Source organism: Microbispora sp. CSR-4, assembly GCF_008033685.1.
GTDB lineage: Bacteria > Actinomycetota > Actinomycetes > Streptosporangiales > Streptosporangiaceae > Microbispora.
Genome location: NZ_VJVX01000002.1, coordinates 173,961 through 190,003, shown reverse-complemented (window position 1 = coordinate 190,003; position 16,043 = coordinate 173,961). Strand labels below are relative to the sequence as shown.

Below are 16,043 nucleotides of genomic sequence, written 5' to 3'. Positions count from 1 at the left end.
CATCAAGGGAGTTTCGGCATGGCGTTATTCCAGCGTGGCAGCGCGCGCCCCACGGGCGCCCGCAGACTCTCGGCGGTGATCGCCGCTGGAGTCACGGCGGTCGCGGCGGTGTCACTCACGCCGCGACCGGCGGAGGCGGACACGCCCTGGGTGAGCGTCTCGGACGACGGCTACCTGGCGATCAGCATCCCGGCGGCCGCCGTCGAGGCCAGTGTCGGCCAGGTGTCGGAGCTGGCCGTCGAGGGGAACTTCGGCCCCTCCTTCGCATGGGCGGAGTATGGCCTGACCCGCCGGGGCGACCTCTGGTGGGGAGCACTCGGCCCGCTCAAGCCGGGGCTGTACGCCTACCAGGTCACGGGCGACAACACCAAGAGCCTCAAGGACCCGACGAACAGCACCACCGTGGCGTCCAAGCCCCTGTGGAGCACCTTCCTCGTGCCGGGCGAGTCCGTACGCCTGCTGGCGGACGCGCCGCAGGGACAGGGCGGCCGGGTCGAGACCCTGACCTACCGGGTCAAGAAGGAGGAGCGGTCGGCGCTGGTGTGGACGCCGCCGGGCTACCAGGCGAAGGACCCCAAGGGCCCCAAGGGTCCGGACGGCCCTAAGGGTCCGGACGGCCCCAAGGGCGCGGACGGCCCCAAGGGCCCGGACGGCCCCAAGGGCCCGGACGGCCCTAAGGGGCCGAAGGGTCCCGAGGGCCCGAAGGGCTACCCGGTGCTGTTCCTGCAATCCGGCAAGGGACAGAGCGCCACCGACTGGCTCGATCTCGGCCGGGCCAAGCAGATCCTCGACAACCTGTCGGCCCAGAAGGCCATCGAGCCGATGGTGGTGGTGATCAGCGACGGTGACGACGACAAGGACCTGAAGGACCTCGGCAAGGCGGTCGGGGACAGGTACGACGTCCTGCGCGGCCCGGCGCACCAGGCGATCGCCGGTGTGGCCGAGGGCGGGACGCTGGCGCTGCGCGCCGCTCTCACCGGGGGGCCGGGTCGGTTCGCCTACGCCGGCTCGTTCTCCGGCCTGCTGACGGACGCCGGGGGGCCGGACGCCCGGGCGATCGGCCACGACCTCAAGCTGCTGCGGCTGTACACCGGGAACGTGACCGATCCCGCGTACAACGCGACCGTCCGCCTGACGAAGGCGCTGGACCATGCCCGGGTCAGGTACGAGTTCGACGGGGTCAACCCCGACGGCGGGGCGAACTGGAACGCCTGGCAGGAGAACCTGATCGACTTCTTGCCGCGGCTGTTCCGCAACGCCCCGGACCACGGTCCGAGCGCCGGTCACGGACCGCTGAAGGGCGAGTTCCACCCGCCCGCGCCCGGCACCACGCCGACGCCGTACGTGTCCGAGGACGGGTTCGTCACGTTCGAGACCACGACGGAGTTCAAGGACGCCGACCACGTCACGGTGTGGGCGAACGACGCTCCCAACGGGAGCTGGCTCCGTATCCCGATGTCCCGCGACGGCGACCGGTGGCGGGTGACCGTGGGTCCGCTGGAGCCGTGGTTCTACTACTACCAGTGGATCGTGGACCGGGTCGCGGCCAAGGACACGTCGAACCCGACCAAGGTGACCTCCGAGCCCAACTGGAGCTCCTTCTTCATCCCCGGTGAGAGGTCGCGCCTGCTCTCGGACGTTCCCGCCGGTCAGGGTGGGAAGGTCGAGAGCCTGACGTACCACAGCAACGTCGTGAACGAGGACCGGACGGCGCTGGTGTGGACACCGCCCGGCTATGACGCCGAGCGCGCGGAGCCCTATCCCGTTCTCTACCTCCAGCACGGCAGCGGCCAGAGCTACACCGACTGGGTCGAGATGGGACGCGCCAAGCAGATCCTCGACCACGAGTTCCTCGACGGGAAGCTCGTGCCGATGGTGGTCGTGATGGGCAACGGCAACGTGCCCGACTTCGGCAAGGAGCTGCTGGACAACATAGTCCCGGCGGCCCGCGCCCACTACAACGTCTCCGGCGACCCGGCGCAGCAGGCCCTCGCCGGGCTCTCGATGGGCGGCGTGCAGACGCTCGGCGTGCTGAAGGACTATCCGGGCCGGTTCGCGTACGTCGCGGCGTTCTCGGCCTGGTTCGGCGACGGCACCGGCGTCGACGCGGCGGCGATCAACAACGGGACCAAGATGCTGCGCCTGTACGTCGGCGACCAGACCGACTTCGTGCAGCCGTTCTTCCTGGGGTCCCTGCCCACCTTGGACAGCCTCGGCATCCGCTACGAGTTCGACGGGGTCACCCCCGGACCGCACGGCTGGGACGTGTGGCAGAAGAACCTCATCGACCTGGCGCCGCGCCTGTTCAAGCGCTGATCGACCACCGTCGCGGCGCGGTCGCCCCTGCTGCGGGCGACCGCGCCGCGCCCGTTTCACCGCGCCGTGTACGGCACGCAGCGGGAGGGCCGTGGCGGACTCCCGCAGCGGGGAGCGAGCGCGGCGCCCCGTCGCGCTCGCAGAGAGGGATCAGTGACGCACCAGCCGGGCGCGGTGGGCGCGGTTGATATCGATGAGCCGGTCGAGGGCGTCGCGGGCCTGGACGAGCTCGTCGATGTTGCGGTTGATCCGGTCCCGCTCCTGGACCAGCCGCTCGAACGCCTCGTCGGAGTTCCGCTCGCTCGGCGAGTCGACACAGGGGAGCACCTCGGCGATCGTCCGGCTGGACAGCCCCGCGCCGTACATGCGCTGGATGAGCCGCACCCGCTCGACCTCGCCGTCGGTGTAGTGGCGCTGGCCGCTGGGGCTGCGCGTGCTGGTGAGCAGGCCCTGCTCCTCGTAGTAGCGCAGGGAACGGACGCTCACCCCGGCCCGCGCCGCCAGCTCGCCGATTCGCATCGCGCCTCCTTGAGAGAAACCCGGCTCTAACGCTTGCATCTGACGTCAATGTCAGGTCTTAGCGTAGTCGCGTGTCCAGCCGGCGGACGCGTCCCTCTGCAGGAACGTCTGGAAAGGCACGCAGGAATGACGACCCTTTTCGACCGCCACCAGCTTGGTTCGCTGACCCTGCCCAACCGTGTGGTGATGGCCCCGATGACCCGGGTCCGCGCGGCGGCGGGCGGCCTGGCGACACCGTCGATGGCGACCTACTACGCCCAGCGCGCCACCGCCGGGCTCATCGTGACCGAGGGCGTGCAGCCGAGCCTCGTCGGGCAGTCCAACCCCGGCACGCCCGGGCTGCACACCGACGAGCAGGTCGCGTCGTGGCGGCCGGTCACCGACGCGGTCCACACCAACGGCGGCCGCATCTTCGCCCAGCTCATGCACGGAGGCCGCGTCTCCCACCCCGACACCACGGGAACGCAGCCCGTGGGTCCCTCGGCCGTCCCCGCGCCCGGCGAGGTGTTCACCCCGTCGGGGCCCAAGCCGGCGCCCGTGCCGAGGGCGCTGGAGACCGCAGAGGTGCCCGAGCACGCCCTGTCGTACGCGCGGGCCGCCGTCCGGGCGGTCGACGCCGGCTTCGACGGCGTCGAACTGCACGGTGCGAACGGCTATCTCATCTCCCAGTTCCTGTCGAGCACCGCCAACCTGCGCACCGACGCGTACGGCGGGTCGATCGAAGGCCGCATCCGCTTCGCGGTGGAGGCCGTGACGGCGACGGTCGAGGCGGTGGGCGGCGACCGTACGGGCATCCGACTCTCGCCGGGCGCGGGCCTGTGGGGCGCGGAGGAGCACGACGTCCCCGAGCTGTACGGCGCGCTCCTCGCCGCGCTGGCTCCCCTGAATCTCGCCTACATCCACCTGGAGGCCACCACGGACGAGGACGTGCTGGTCGAGCTGCGCAAGGCCTGGCCCGGCACGCTCATCGTCAACCCGGCCTTCCCGACGGGCCCCCGGAAGACGGACAAGGCGGCGGCCGATCATTGGCTGGGGCTCGGCGCCGACCTGATCAGCTTCGGCCGCGCGTTCATCGCCAACCCCGACCTCGTGGAGCGGCTGCGCCAGGGGCTGCCCATCGCGCCGGACGACAAGACCACCTGGTATCAGGGCGGCGACGCGGGCTACCTCACTTATCCCGCCTACCACCACGCGGCCTGACCGCGTACGGAACCGCGGCGAGCCGTCGCGCCGATGTGGCGTGACGGCTCGCCGCGCGGTCCTGTGCTCTGCTTCGGAGCTTCTGGAGGTGGCCCACCTCAGCCTCCTCGGAAGCGGTAGAGCGCCTTCTCCCGTAGCAGGCAGACCGTCACCCTCAGCGCGGGCTTCGGCTCGGATCGACGACGAGCTTGAACACCTACACATCGATCCCGCGAGCGGCGAGGATCTCGCGCCATGGCTTCCCCTCGGAGCGGGGTTCCCCGGCGAGGACATGTTCGGCCCGTTCGTGCATCTGCCGGCGGCCTTGGGGATCGCGCACCGAGTCGCAGGCGGAGATCCACCACCGGTGCACGAACGCGTTCAGCGCCCCCAGGTCCAAGTTGACCCTGACCTCGTCGAGCACTGCCTTGAGTCCCGCGTCGAACGCCTCGCGGTCCTGGGGAACGACCAACGCGGCGCGGATGGCCCGCAGGTTCTTCTCGGGCAACGGCGTCTCACGGGACACGAAGTCGTGCGGTTGCGCTGTCATGGCCTGCTCCCTTCCCGCTCATAGAGCGTACAGAGAAGGGCCGACATCTTCCGGGCCGGCGGAGCGGGAAGGCGGAGCCGTCAGGCCGGTGACTGGTGCGGTGGATCACCGGGGCCCCGCGCGACAGGGGCCCCGGTGATCCGCCAGAGCCGGCGAAAGCCGGCTCGCTCAGCCGGTTCAGGACGGTTCAGGCCGATTCAGGCTGGTTCAGGCAGGTACGGAGGCGACGCCGGGCTCCAGGAAGCGGGAGCCGGTGACCTCCGCGGAGATGCCCGTACGGTCGAGATAGGGCGTGATGCCGCCGGTGTGGAACGGCCAGCCGGCGCCCAGGATCATGCACAGGTCGATGTCCTGCGGCGCGGCGACCACGCCCTCGTCGAGCATGAGCCGGATCTCCTGGGCGAGGGCCCGCAGCGCGCGCAGCCGCACCTCCTCGCCCGTGGACGGGGACGAGCCGCCCTCGAACAGCGCGCGCACCTCCGGGTCGATCTGGAAGTCCGCGCCGTAGAGGCCGGGCTTGCCCGCCGCGACCAGCTTGGCGAGGTTCTCCGATACGCCGAACCGGTCGGGGAACGCCGCGTGCATGGTCTCGGCGACGTGCAGCGCGACGGCCGGGCCGACGAGCTGGAGCAGCGCGAACGGCGTCATCGGCAGGCCGAGCGAGTCGAGCGCGTGGTCGGCGACCTCCAGCGGGGTGCCCTCGTCGGCCGCCGCCGTGACCTCGCCCATGAAGCGGGTCAGCAGCCGGTTGACGACGAACGCGGGCGCGTCCTTGACCAGCACGCACGACTTCTTCAGCGTCTTGCCGACTGCGAAGGCCGTGGCCAAGGTCGCGTCGTCGGTGGCGGCGCCCCGGACGATCTCCAGCAGCGGCAGCACCGCGACCGGGTTGAAGAAGTGGAAGCCCACGACCCGCTCGGGGTGCCGCAGGCCGGACGCCATGTCGGTGACCGACAGCGACGAGGTGTTGGTGGCGAGCACACAGGTCTCGGAGACGACCCCCTCCACCTCGGCGAAGACCTTCTGCTTCACGGCGAGGTCCTCGAACACCGCCTCGATCACGAAGTCGGCGTCGGCGAAGACGTCCTTCGTCAGCGACCCGGTCACCAGGCCCTTCAGCCGGTTGGCCTGGTCGGCGGAGATCCGGCCCTTGCCGAGCAGCTTGTCGACCTCGGCGTGCACATATCCCACGCCCTTGTCGAGCCGGGCCTGGTCGAGGTCGGTCAGCACGACCGGCACCTCCAGACGGCGGGCGAACAGCAGCGCGAGCTGCGAGGCCATCAGCCCGGCGCCCACCACGCCGACCTTGGTGACCGGGCGGGCGAGCGACTTGTCCGGCGCGCCCGCCGGCCGCTTGGCCCGGCGCTGCACCAGGTCGAAGGCGTACAGCCCGGCCCGCAGCTCGTCGCTCATGAGCAGGTCGGCCAGCGCCTCGTCCTCGGCGGCGAAGCCCTCGTCGCGCGACGCCGTACGGGCCAGGGCCACGAGGTCGAGCGCCCGGTAGGGCGCGGGGGAGGCGCCCCGCAGCTTGAGGTCGACGAGGGTCCTGGCCTGGTCGATCACCGGCGCCCAGTCTTCGGCGGTATGGTCGGCCCGCTCGACGGCGATCTCGCCGCGCAGCACCTGGGCGGCCCACCGCAGTGATTCCTCGATGAAGTCGGCGGGCTCGAACATCGCGTCGGCGACGCCGAGGGCGTACGCGTCCCTGCCCTTGATCATGCGGTTCTGCGACAGCGGGTTCTCGATGATGAGCTTGAGCGCCTTCTCCGGGCCGATCAGGCGGGGGAGGAGCTGGGTGCCGCCCCATCCGGGCACCAGGCCGAGGAAGCACTCCGGCAGCGCGATCGCCGGGACGCCCGACGACACGGTGCGGTAGGTGCAGTGCAGGGCGATTTCCAGCCCGCCGCCCATCGCCGCGCCGTTGACGAACGCGAACGACGGCACGTCCAGCTCGCCGAGGCGGCGGAACACGTGGTGCCCGAGCCGCCCGATGGCGAGCGCCTCCTCGCGGGAGGACACCGCCGCCGCGCCCTTGAGGTCGGCCCCGACGGCGAAGATGAACGGCTTGCCGACGACGCCGACGGCCGCCAGGTCGGAGCGGGCGGCGATCGCGTCGAGCGCGTCGTTCAGCGCGAACAGGCCGTGCGGGCCGAACGTGTTGGGCTTGGTGTGGTCGAGGCCGTTGTCGAGCGTGATCAGGGCCATCGTGCCCGCGCCGTACGGAAGCTCGACGTCGCGCACGAGCGCCTTGGTGACGACCTCGTCGGCGTTCTTGCCCTCCAGGAGGGCCTTGCAGGTCTCGATCGTGCTCATGCGAGGTTCTCCCAGATGACGGTGCCGCCCATGCCCATGCCGACGCACATCGTGGTGATCCCGTAGCGGACGTCCGGACGCTCGGCGAACTCCCGCGACAGATGCGTCATCAGCCGCACGCCCGACGACGCGAGCGGGTGGCCGAACGCGATCGCGCCGCCGTACGGGTTGACCCGGGGGTCGTCGTCGGCGATGCCGAAGTGCTCCAGGAAGGCCAGCACCTGGACGGCGTACGCCTCGTTGATCTCGATCAGGCCGATGTCGCCGATGGACAGCCCGGCCAGGCGCAGCGCGCGCTCGGTGGAGGGGATCGGCCCGATGCCCATGACCTCGGGGTCGACGCCGGCGAAGGCGTACGACACCAGCCGCATGCGCGGGGTGAGGCCGAACTCGCGGGCCACGTCCTCGGCGGCCACGATGCAGCCGGTCGCGCCGTCGTTGATGCCGGAGGCGTTGCCCGCCGTGACCCGCCCGTGCGGCCGGAAGGGGGTCTTCAGCCCGCGCAGGCCCTCCATCGTCGTGCCGGGGCGCGGGGGCTCGTCCACGGTGGCCAGGCCCCAGCCTTCGGCGGCCTTGCGGGTGGCCATCGGCACGAGGTCGCGCTGGATCTTGCCGTCGGCGTACGCCTTGGCGGCCTTCTCCTGGGAGGCGACGGCGAAGGCGTCGGCGCGCTCCTTGGTGATGGACGGATAGCGGTCGTGCAGGTTCTCCGCGGTCATGCCCATGACCAGCGCCGAGCCGTCCACGAGCTGCTCGGACAGGAACCGGGGGTTGGGGTCCACCCCCTCGCCCATGGGGTGGCGGCCCATGTGCTCGACGCCGCCGGCGATGGCCACGTCGTACGCGCCGAAGGAGATGCCGCCCGCCACGGTGGTGACGGCGGTCATCGCGCCGGCGCACATGCGGTCGATGGCGTAGCCGGGGACCGACTTCGGCAGGCCGGCGAGCACCGCCGCGGCCCGGCCGATGGTCAGGCCCTGGTCGCCGATCTGGGTGGTGGCCGCGATGGCGACCTCGTCCACCCGCTCCGGGGGGAGGCCGGGGTTGCGCCGCATCAGCTCGCGGATGACGCGGACTACCAGGTCGTCGGCACGCGTCTCGGCGTACAGGCCCTTCGGGCCCGACTTGCCGAAAGGCGTCCGAACGCCGTCGACGAAGACGACTTCACGGGACGCAGGCACGGGTTCGCTCCTACTTGTCAGTAGCTTCCGGAATCCTATGCTACTGGCCGGTAACCGGTTCTGGCATCGGTGGGCCGGTGGCGTTTGTGAATGATCGTTAACCGGTCGGCAACCGGTGTGAATCAGTACAGGTCTCCGGTGACGATCTCATTCGGGATGCAACCCCTCAAACCCCAAGAATCACTCCTCTAGCTCTCGCAAGCGGATTTCTTGGGGCAATGCACTCGGAGAAAGAACCACATGCGCTCCCCTGTGCGCGCCTGGACCAAGGCGCTCGCCGCGGCCGTCACGGCCGCGACCCTGTCCACACCCCTCATCGCAGGGCCCGCGTACGCAGAGCCGCCCGGCTCGGTCGGGAAGGACGGCACCTGGACCGTCGAACCCGTCGGCGGCGGCCACCGGGTCACACTCCACCTGAACGCGCCCCTGCCGGTCCGCGACGCGGTCCCCGAGCTCGCGGCGGACGGCCGGTCGCTCGGCCCGGCCGAGGAGTCGCCCGACGGCATGACGCTGACCGTCGTCACTCCCGACCCCGCCGTCGCCTCCGCGTCGTCCGTCGACGTGGCCTGGAACGGCGAGGTGCCCGAGGCCGCCGCGGCGGCCGCCAAGACCACGCCCATGCTCGCCGACCCGCCGGCCGATCCCCCCGCCGGTCCGCCCGCCGGTCCGCCCGGCAAGCCTGGCACTCCGCCCGGCAAGCCTGGCACTCCGCCTGGCCCGCCCGGCAACCCCCCGGGCCCGCCCGGCAAGCCGGATCCCGCGCCGGTCGACCCCGCCGCGCCCGGCCCGTACGCCGTGACCCACGGCGAGTACGACTTCGGTGACACCGCGATCACCCTGGAGGGGCTCGGCGGTCGTCCGGCCGAGATCCGGGCGAAGGTCTACCTGCCGGAGGGCGCCCGCGGCAAGCGCCCGCTGGTCGTCTTCCTGCACGGCCGCCACTCGGCCTGCTACAACCCGACGGCCTGGACGTCGTCCAACACCCAGTGGCCCTGCCCGGCGGGGCAGCAGCCGATCGCCAGCTACCAGGGCTACGACGGCCCCGCCGACGTGCTCGCGAGCCACGGCTACGTCGTCGTGTCGGTCAGCGCCAACGGCGTCAACGCCGCCGACAACCCCTACAGCGAGGACCGGGGCGCGCTGGCCCGGGGCGAGGTCGTCATGCGCCACCTCGACCTGCTCGCCGACGCCGACCGGGGCGTGGGCGACGCGAAGCTCGTCAGCCTGTTCAAGGGCCGCCTCGACATGGCCGATGTCGGCCTGATGGGTCACTCGCGCGGAGGCGAGGGCGTCGTCAAGGCCGCGCTGATGAACGCGGGCCGGGCCAAGCCGTACGGGATCAAGGCGGTGCTCCCGCTCGCGCCGACGGACTTCGCACGGGCGACCCTGCCCGGCACGCCGATGGCCGTCATCCTGCCCTACTGCGACGGCGACGTCTCCAACCAGCAGGGCCAGCACTTCTACGACGACTCGCGATACGCCGAGGACGACGACCCCGCCTTCCGCTCCTCGCTGATGGTCATGGGCGCCGACCACAACTTCTTCAACACCGAGTGGACCCCGGGCGTGGCGCACGCGCCGGCGTCCGACGACTGGTCCAACCGCAACGACCCGGTCTGCGGCGGCACCGCGCCGTCGCGGCTGACCGCCGCCGAGCAGTACGCCGTCGGCACCGCGTACATCGCGGGGTTCTTCCGCCTCGTCCAGGGCCGTGAGCAGGGCCTGCTGCCGCTGTTCGACGGCAGCGGCGGCACCACCGCCTCCGCCGGGCGGGCCGTCGTGCACGCCGTCGCCCAGGCGCCCGCGAGCAAGCGCTTCGACGTGGCCTCCTTCACGTCGCTCGCGCCGTCCACGCGGGTCTCCGGCTCGGCCACCGCGGTCATCTGCGCCGGCATGCTCGACCGCTCGCCGCAGAGCGGCCTGCCGTCCTGCGCCTCCACGCTGACCACGTCGCAGGCGCCGTCGTGGACGCCCGCGACGTACGCGAACAACGTCGCCTCGACGCCGGTGCTGCGGTTCTCCTGGAGCGACCCCACGGGCACGGTGACCGTGCCGATCGACAACCGCGACCAGAACGTCTCCCACTACGACGCGCTCACCTTCCGCGTCGCGAGGGACGAGACGGCGACCGGCGACGTGGACCTCGCGGTCACGATCGCCGACAAGCACGGCGCGTCCCGCACCGTCAAGGTGTCCGAGGTGAGCGACGCGCTCACGGCGTTCCCCGGCACGGCCTCGCCGCTGCCCAAGACCTGGCTGCGCACCGTACGCGTCCCGCTGAGCTCGCTCACCGGCCTCAAGCCGCAGCAGATCAGCGAGATCCGGATCTCGGGCGCGAGCGAGAAGGGCGCGGTCTACCTCGCCGATCTCGCGTTCGGCACGGTGGCCGCGGGTGACGCCCGCACCGGCAAGCTGCCGCAGGTGTCGGTGGAGAGCGTCACGGTGGACGAGGGCGACGGCCCTGGCACGGCCACGATGACGGTGCGCCTGTCGGAGAAGAGCCCCACGCCGGTGACGGTCCAGATCCAGGCGATCGCGACCGGCGCCGCCCCGGTGATCGCCTCGGCGGCACAGGAGGTCGTCATCCCGGCCAGGTCGCTGCAGGCGTCCTTCCAGGTGCCCGTCAACGGCGACACCGCGGTGGCGGCCGAGCCGCAGTCCTACCAGGTGGTGGCCTCGGTGCCGGTCAACGCGACGATCGGGAACGGCTTCGCCCGGCTCGTCGTGACCGACGACGACGCGGTCTGATCACGTACGGTTCCCGGGGGCGCGCCGGCCGCGCCTCCGGGAGTCTTCGCGTGCTCACAGCGGTTCGAGGTCACAGCGGTTCGAGGTCACCGGGGTTCGAGGTCACCGGGGTTCGAGGAACTCCAGCCGGTTGCCGACGTTGTCGTGGGCGTAGAAGCGGCGGTGGCCGGGGAAGTGCGGGTCCCAGGAGACCTCGACGCCGGCGGACGTCAGACGCGCGGCGAGGTCGTCGAGGCCGGTCACCAGGATGCCCGGGTGCGCCTTGCGCGCCGGGCGGAAGTCGCCCTCCACACCGAGGTGGATCTCCAGGGCCCCGGCCCGCACCCACAGGCCCCCGCGCGCGGCGAGCACGGGGGGCTTGCCGATCTCGGTCATCCCGAGCACGCCCACGTAGAAGGCGCGGCAGTCGCCCTCCGCCCCGGGCGGGATGGCGAGCTGGACGTGGTGCAGGCGATAGCCGAAGGAAGAGCCCGCGTCCCCGTCCCGCACGTCACACCTCTCCCTTGATCTCCAGCCGTTCGAGCGCCTTGGTCAGCGGGTGGACGGTCAGGCCGATCTGCCACTCCCGCGCGCCCAGCGAGCGCAGCCGGGCCGCCACGGTCTCCTCGCTGACCGGCGCGGGCGGCTCCCAGGTCAGCCTGCGTACGGCGTCGGGCTGGAGGAGGTTCTCCGTCGGCATGCGGTGCTCGTCGGCGAGCGTGGCGACGACGGCACGCGCCGCCGCGAGCCGCTTGGCGGCGGCCGGGTCGCGGTCGGCCCACCGGTTGGCCGGGGGAGGACCGTCACCGGGCCCCACGGGCTGCGGCAGCGCCGCCTCCGGCATCGTGCGGGCCCGGTTCACCGCCGTCAGCCAGTCGTTGAGGTGGCGGCGCGCGCTGCGGCCGACGAACGGCGTGATCTCGGTGAGGGCCTTCGTCGTACGCGGCTGGTCGAGGGCGGCCTGCACTATCGCCGAGTCCGGCAGCACGCGGCCCGGCGCGAGATCGGCCTCCCGCGCGATCTCGTCGCGCAGCGTCCACAGCTCCCGCACCACGGCGAGCCCGCGCAGCGTGCGCACCCGGTGGATGCCCGAGGTGCGCCGCCAGGGGTCCGTACGCGGGGGATGGGCGGGCGCGGCCAGGATCGACGCGAACTCCTCCAGCGCCCACTCCAGCTTGCCGGCGTCGGCCAGCTCGTCGTGCAGCACGTCGCGCAGCTCGACCAGCACCTCGACGTCGAGCGCGGCGTAGCGCAGCCAGTCTTCCGGCAGCGGGCGGGCCGACCAGTCGGCGGCGGAGTGCCCCTTCTCCAGCCGCAGGCCGAGGACCAGCTCGACCATCGTGCCCAGGCCGACCCGCTCGTAGCCCAGCAGCCGCCCGGCCAGCTCGGTGTCGAACAGCCGCCGCGGGCGGAAGCCGAGCTCGGCCAGGCATGGCAGGTCCTGGTTCGCGGCGTGCAGGACGATCTCGGCGTCGCGTACGGCCTCGTCCAGCGCGGACAGGTCGGGACACTTGATGGGGTCGATCAGCGCGGTGCCCGCGCCGGCCCGGCGCAGCTGCACCAGGTAGGCACGGCCGCTGTAGCGGTATCCGGAGGCACGCTCGGCGTCGACGGCCACCGGCCCCGACCCACGGGCGAAGGCGTCGACGGCGGCCGCGAGTGCGGCGGAGTCCTCGATGACGGGCGGGATTCCCTCGCGCGGCTCCAACAACGGCTGGACTACGGGTTCTGTCACGGGCTAAGGAACTTTCGGATCATCTCGGCGGGCGGGGCGCGGATGCAGCGTGGCGACGTCGGGGGGCAGCGGAGGGATGCCCGCGGCCAGGCACATGAGGTCGCACCACGCGGCGGCGTGCGGCGACAGGTCCTCGTCGAGCGGCGACCAGGAGGCCCGCAGCTCGATCTCCGTGGTGACGGGGTCGTCCGCCTTGCCGCCGAAACCCTCGGAGACGGCGCGGGTGACCGTGCCGCCCACCGCGGCGTACGTCGCGCCGTGGGCGTCGAGCGCCTCGGTGAGCCAGCTCCAGGCCACCGGCCCCAGCAGCGGGTCTGTGGTCATCTCCGGCTCCATGTCGGCGCGTACGTAGGCGACGAGGCGGAACGGTCCCTCCCAGCCGCGCTGCCCCTCGGGGTCGAACAGCATGATCAGGCGGCCGACGGCGAGTTCGTCGTCGTCACGGTACACCGAGGCCCCGACGGCACCGGAATACGGTGCGAGCCGCTGGGGTGCGGGAATGTCCTCCAGCTCGATCTCCGGCCGCACCTCGGCGGGGCGCAGCGTCTCGAGCGCGCGCCGGAAGGCGGCGGGAGGCGCAGGCGGTTCACCGAGGGTCATGACGGAAGAGTAGGTCGGATTCGGGATAGCGCGAAGCAGGGGGGTGGCTGTGGGGGGCATCGGAAGTCGTCAAACCGTCGCCGCCAGTCGGACCGTCACCTGATCGGCCGTACGCGCCGGGGCGTCTCCGAGCACGCGATCCCGGCGGTCGCCGCGGCCGTCCGCGCGGTCTCGCCGCCCCGTCGCGCACGGCGCGCCGCTCGGGCGGGCGGGGCGCGCGGCGTCGCTGCCGGCACAGCGCTCAGTGCGGCGTTCGGGGGAACTCCACATCGAAGTCATCGCTCCGGGGCCTCTCGTCGGATCCACGGTCGTGGCGGTCGCTCGGGACTGATCCGACGTTGGCACGTCCCGGCGACATTTCCCCGCATCGCACTCGGCGTGTCTCGAAAGTGGTATTGGAATCGATGCCGGATGGCTGATTGGCGAACACATTGCCGAGCTGTGAGATGACTCACAGGTGGGGATGGGGTTCACCTTACGCGATCAACGGTCGTCCGCGCGGCGTTCTGGAGTCCCAGGTCATGGGTCCCGGCGTCGGGCGCCGCCAGGGCATGGCAGGCTGGTGCCGTGAAACCCCAGCTCGCCGATTCCGTTTTCATTCGCGCGTGCCGGCGCGAGCCCGTTCCGCACACGCCGGTGTGGTTCATGCGCCAGGCCGGGCGGTCGCTGCCCGAATACCGCAGGGTGCGCGCGGGCGTCGAGATGCTCACCGCCTGCGCCACGCCCGACCTGGTGGTCGAGATCACCATGCAGCCGGTCCGCAGGTACGGCACGGACGCGGCGATCTTCTTCAGCGACATCGTGGTGCCGCTCAAGGCCATCGGCGTCGACCTCGACATCAAGCCGGGCGTCGGCCCGGTCGTCGGGACCCCCATCCGCGACAAGGCGGGCATGGATGTCCTGCGGCCCCTGGAGCCCGACGACGTCCCGTACGTGACGGAGGCGATCGGCGCGCTCACCGGCGAGCTGGGCGGCACCCCGCTGATCGGCTTCGCGGGAGGGCCGTTCACGCTCGCGTCCTACCTGATCGAGGGCGGCCCCTCCAAGAACCACGACCGCACCAAGGCCATGATGTACGGCGAGCCCGAGCTGTGGCACGAGCTGATGGAGCGGCTCGCCACGATCACGCTCGCCTTCCTGCGCGTGCAGGTCGCGGCGGGAGCCTCGGCCGTACAGCTCTTCGACTCGTGGGTGGGCGCGGTCGCGCCGCAGGACTACCGCACCTACGTGCTGCCGCACACCAGCCGGATCTTCGCCGGGCTGGCGGACCTCGGCGTGCCGCGCATCCACTTCGGCGTCGGCACCGGCGAGCTGCTCGGCCTCATGGGCGAGGCCGGGGCCGACGTGGTGGGCGTCGACTGGCGGGTGCCGCTCGACGAGGCCGCGCTGCGCGTCGGCGCGGGCAAGGCCCTGCAGGGCAACCTCGACCCGGCGATCCTGCTCGCGCCCTGGGAGGTCGTCGAGAGGCGGGCCAGGGACGTGCTCGAACGGGGCCGGGTGGCCGAGGGGCATGTGTTCAACCTCGGCCACGGCGTGCTTCCCTCGACCGACCCCGGCCAGCTCACCCGGCTCACCGAGTTCGTCCACGAGTCGTCGGCCCGCTGAGCGCTACCCCGGCGTGCGCTCGGACTCCCGGTCCTGATCCCGGTTCGCGTCCCGGTTCTCGTCACCGTCCTCCTGCGGCCCCGGCGAGCCGGGAGCGGGAGGAAGCGGCCCGGGAGGAGCGGGAGGCACGGGAGGCACGGCGCCGGGGGGCACCGGACCGGCCGGCGGGGTGGCGCGGGGGCGCAGCCGACGCATGATCATCCGTACGGCCAGCCACACCACTCCCGCCACGACGAGCCAGGGCAGCAGCGCGCCCAGCACGGTCAGCGCCACCACGGTCGACGTGGTCAGGGTGTCCCATCCGGTGCGCAGCCCGGCGAGGAAGCCGCCCGCGTCGTCCTTCTTCTCGGGCCGGGGCGAGGACTGCGGCCGGGGCAGCAGGGTGAGCGTCACGGTGGCCATGCCGGTCTGCGCCTCCAGGGCCTTCTGCCGGGCCTGCAGCGACTCCAGATCGGCCTCGCGGCTGGAGATCTCCCGTTCGATCTCCAGGATCTCGCCGATCTTGTTCGCCTTCGACAGCAGCGTGCGGAACTGCCCGAGCGCGGCCTCTGCCGACTTCACCCGGCTGGCGACGTCGGCGACCTCCTCGGTGACGTCCTGCGCGTTCTGCCGCACCGACAGGCGTTTGCCGAGATCGCGCCCGAGCTGGGCCAGCACGTCGGCATAGCGCGCCGGGGGCACCTTGAACGTGATCGTCGACTGTTCGCCGCCGGGGATGGTCTCGCTGCGCTCCTCGGCGACGTATCCACCGGCGCCCGTCACGATCGCCTTCGCGCGGTCGGCCGCCGCCGCGACCTTCTCGGCCTCGACGCTGAGCTCGGCCTGATAGATGATCGCCCGGTCGGCCGGGTCGATCCGGGTCTTCTCCAGCCCGCCGCCCCCGCCGCTCCCGCCGCCTGTCGCGGGCGCCCGCTCCTGAGCCGCGCCCCCGGGCGTGATCGCGGCCACGGGGGCCTCCGCGTCCGCTGCGGTGCCGGCGCCGCCGGCCGCGTCGCTCATGGACGTGCCCGAGCCGCCGCATCCCGTCACCAGAAAGGCGACGGCCGCCAGGGCCGCCGCGCCGTACCGGATCTGCCTCATGCCCTTTAATCGGTTCACCGGCGGGGAGGGTTCGACGCCGGCGATCACGATGGCATCACGATGCCGCCGTGGCCGCCGGCGTCTCCGCGGAGGCCGGGTGGGGGGTGTGGTGCCCCGTGGGCCCGGCCGGGCCGGGCCGGACCCACGGGGGGCCTCCTGACCGCGCGGCCGCTCGGCGAGCGCCCTCGCGTCGCGGACGAGCGCGTCGCTCGCGGCAGCGGATGACGGGCCGGGGCGC

12 protein-coding genes are annotated in these 16,043 nt (G+C 72.3%); 4 read left to right on the top strand and 8 right to left on the bottom strand.

Annotated elements, in window-relative coordinates; translation table 11 throughout:
• The first annotated feature begins 75 nt into the window (after positions 1-75).
• Complete coding sequence (locus FLV34_RS04260; protein ID WP_222709405.1) at positions 76-2,316, top strand: esterase family protein; 2,241 nt, start codon at positions 76-78, stop codon at positions 2,314-2,316.
• Positions 2,317-2,466: 150 nt separating this feature from the next.
• Here FLV34_RS04260 and FLV34_RS04255 read toward each other — a convergent pair whose 3' ends face one another.
• Positions 2,467-2,835, bottom strand: a complete 369-nt coding sequence (locus tag FLV34_RS04255) for a MerR family transcriptional regulator (RefSeq protein ID WP_142645476.1) — start codon at positions 2,833-2,835, stop codon at positions 2,467-2,469.
• A gap of 126 nt (positions 2,836-2,961) precedes the next feature.
• Between FLV34_RS04255 and FLV34_RS04250 the strand changes: the two genes are divergently transcribed.
• On the top strand, positions 2,962-4,035 hold the full coding sequence (locus FLV34_RS04250; protein ID WP_147942414.1) for an alkene reductase: 1,074 nt from the start codon (positions 2,962-2,964) through the stop codon (positions 4,033-4,035).
• 196 nt (positions 4,036-4,231) lie between these two features.
• Here the strand turns inward: FLV34_RS04250 and FLV34_RS04245 are convergent, their stop codons facing one another.
• The 3 genes from FLV34_RS04245 to FLV34_RS04235 all read right to left on the bottom strand — a co-directional run bounded on the left by FLV34_RS04245 (position 4,232) and on the right by FLV34_RS04235 (position 8,058).
• Positions 4,232-4,564 carry a DUF6247 family protein gene (locus FLV34_RS04245; protein ID WP_147942413.1) on the bottom strand — a complete coding sequence of 111 codons (333 nt, stop codon included), beginning with the start codon at positions 4,562-4,564 and terminating at the stop codon, positions 4,232-4,234.
• A gap of 207 nt (positions 4,565-4,771) precedes the next feature.
• Positions 4,772-6,877, bottom strand: coding sequence for a 3-hydroxyacyl-CoA dehydrogenase NAD-binding domain-containing protein (locus FLV34_RS04240; RefSeq protein WP_147942412.1), 2,106 nt, complete (start codon positions 6,875-6,877; stop codon positions 4,772-4,774).
• Positions 6,874-8,058: a thiolase family protein gene (locus FLV34_RS04235; RefSeq protein WP_142645473.1), complete on the bottom strand. Its 1,185-nt coding sequence runs from the start codon at positions 8,056-8,058 to the stop codon at positions 6,874-6,876. The genes FLV34_RS04240 and FLV34_RS04235 overlap by 4 nt, the downstream gene beginning before the upstream one ends.
• Before the next feature lie 240 nt (positions 8,059-8,298).
• On the opposite strand from FLV34_RS04235, the gene FLV34_RS04225 reads away from it, so the two are divergent.
• Positions 8,299-10,806: a hypothetical protein gene (locus tag FLV34_RS04225; protein ID WP_187280534.1), complete on the top strand. Its 2,508-nt coding sequence runs from the start codon at positions 8,299-8,301 to the stop codon at positions 10,804-10,806.
• 102 nt (positions 10,807-10,908) lie between these two features.
• On the opposite strand, the gene FLV34_RS04220 is transcribed toward FLV34_RS04225, so the two are convergent.
• From FLV34_RS04220 to FLV34_RS04210, 3 genes are read right to left on the bottom strand one after another with little or no spacing between them, the layout of a single operon-like run.
• Positions 10,909-11,295, bottom strand: a complete 387-nt coding sequence (locus tag FLV34_RS04220) for a glyoxalase (RefSeq protein WP_147942410.1) — start codon at positions 11,293-11,295, stop codon at positions 10,909-10,911.
• A gap of 1 nt (position 11,296) precedes the next feature.
• Complete coding sequence (locus tag FLV34_RS04215; RefSeq protein ID WP_142645470.1) at positions 11,297-12,520, bottom strand: HRDC domain-containing protein; 1,224 nt, start codon at positions 12,518-12,520, stop codon at positions 11,297-11,299.
• 3 nt (positions 12,521-12,523) lie between these two features.
• Positions 12,524-13,120, bottom strand: coding sequence for a DUF3000 domain-containing protein (locus tag FLV34_RS04210; protein ID WP_142624117.1), 597 nt, complete (start codon positions 13,118-13,120; stop codon positions 12,524-12,526).
• Between the two features lie 567 nt (positions 13,121-13,687).
• On the opposite strand from FLV34_RS04210, the gene hemE reads away from it, so the two are divergent.
• Positions 13,688-14,725 (top strand): uroporphyrinogen decarboxylase, encoded by a 1,038-nt coding sequence (gene hemE / locus FLV34_RS04205; protein WP_142645469.1) that lies wholly within the window; start codon positions 13,688-13,690, stop codon positions 14,723-14,725.
• A gap of 3 nt (positions 14,726-14,728) precedes the next feature.
• Here the strand turns inward: hemE and FLV34_RS04200 are convergent, their stop codons facing one another.
• Positions 14,729-15,805, bottom strand: a complete 1,077-nt coding sequence (locus FLV34_RS04200; protein WP_147942409.1) for a DUF4349 domain-containing protein — start codon at positions 15,803-15,805, stop codon at positions 14,729-14,731.
• Between the last annotated feature and the right edge of the window lie 238 nt (positions 15,806-16,043).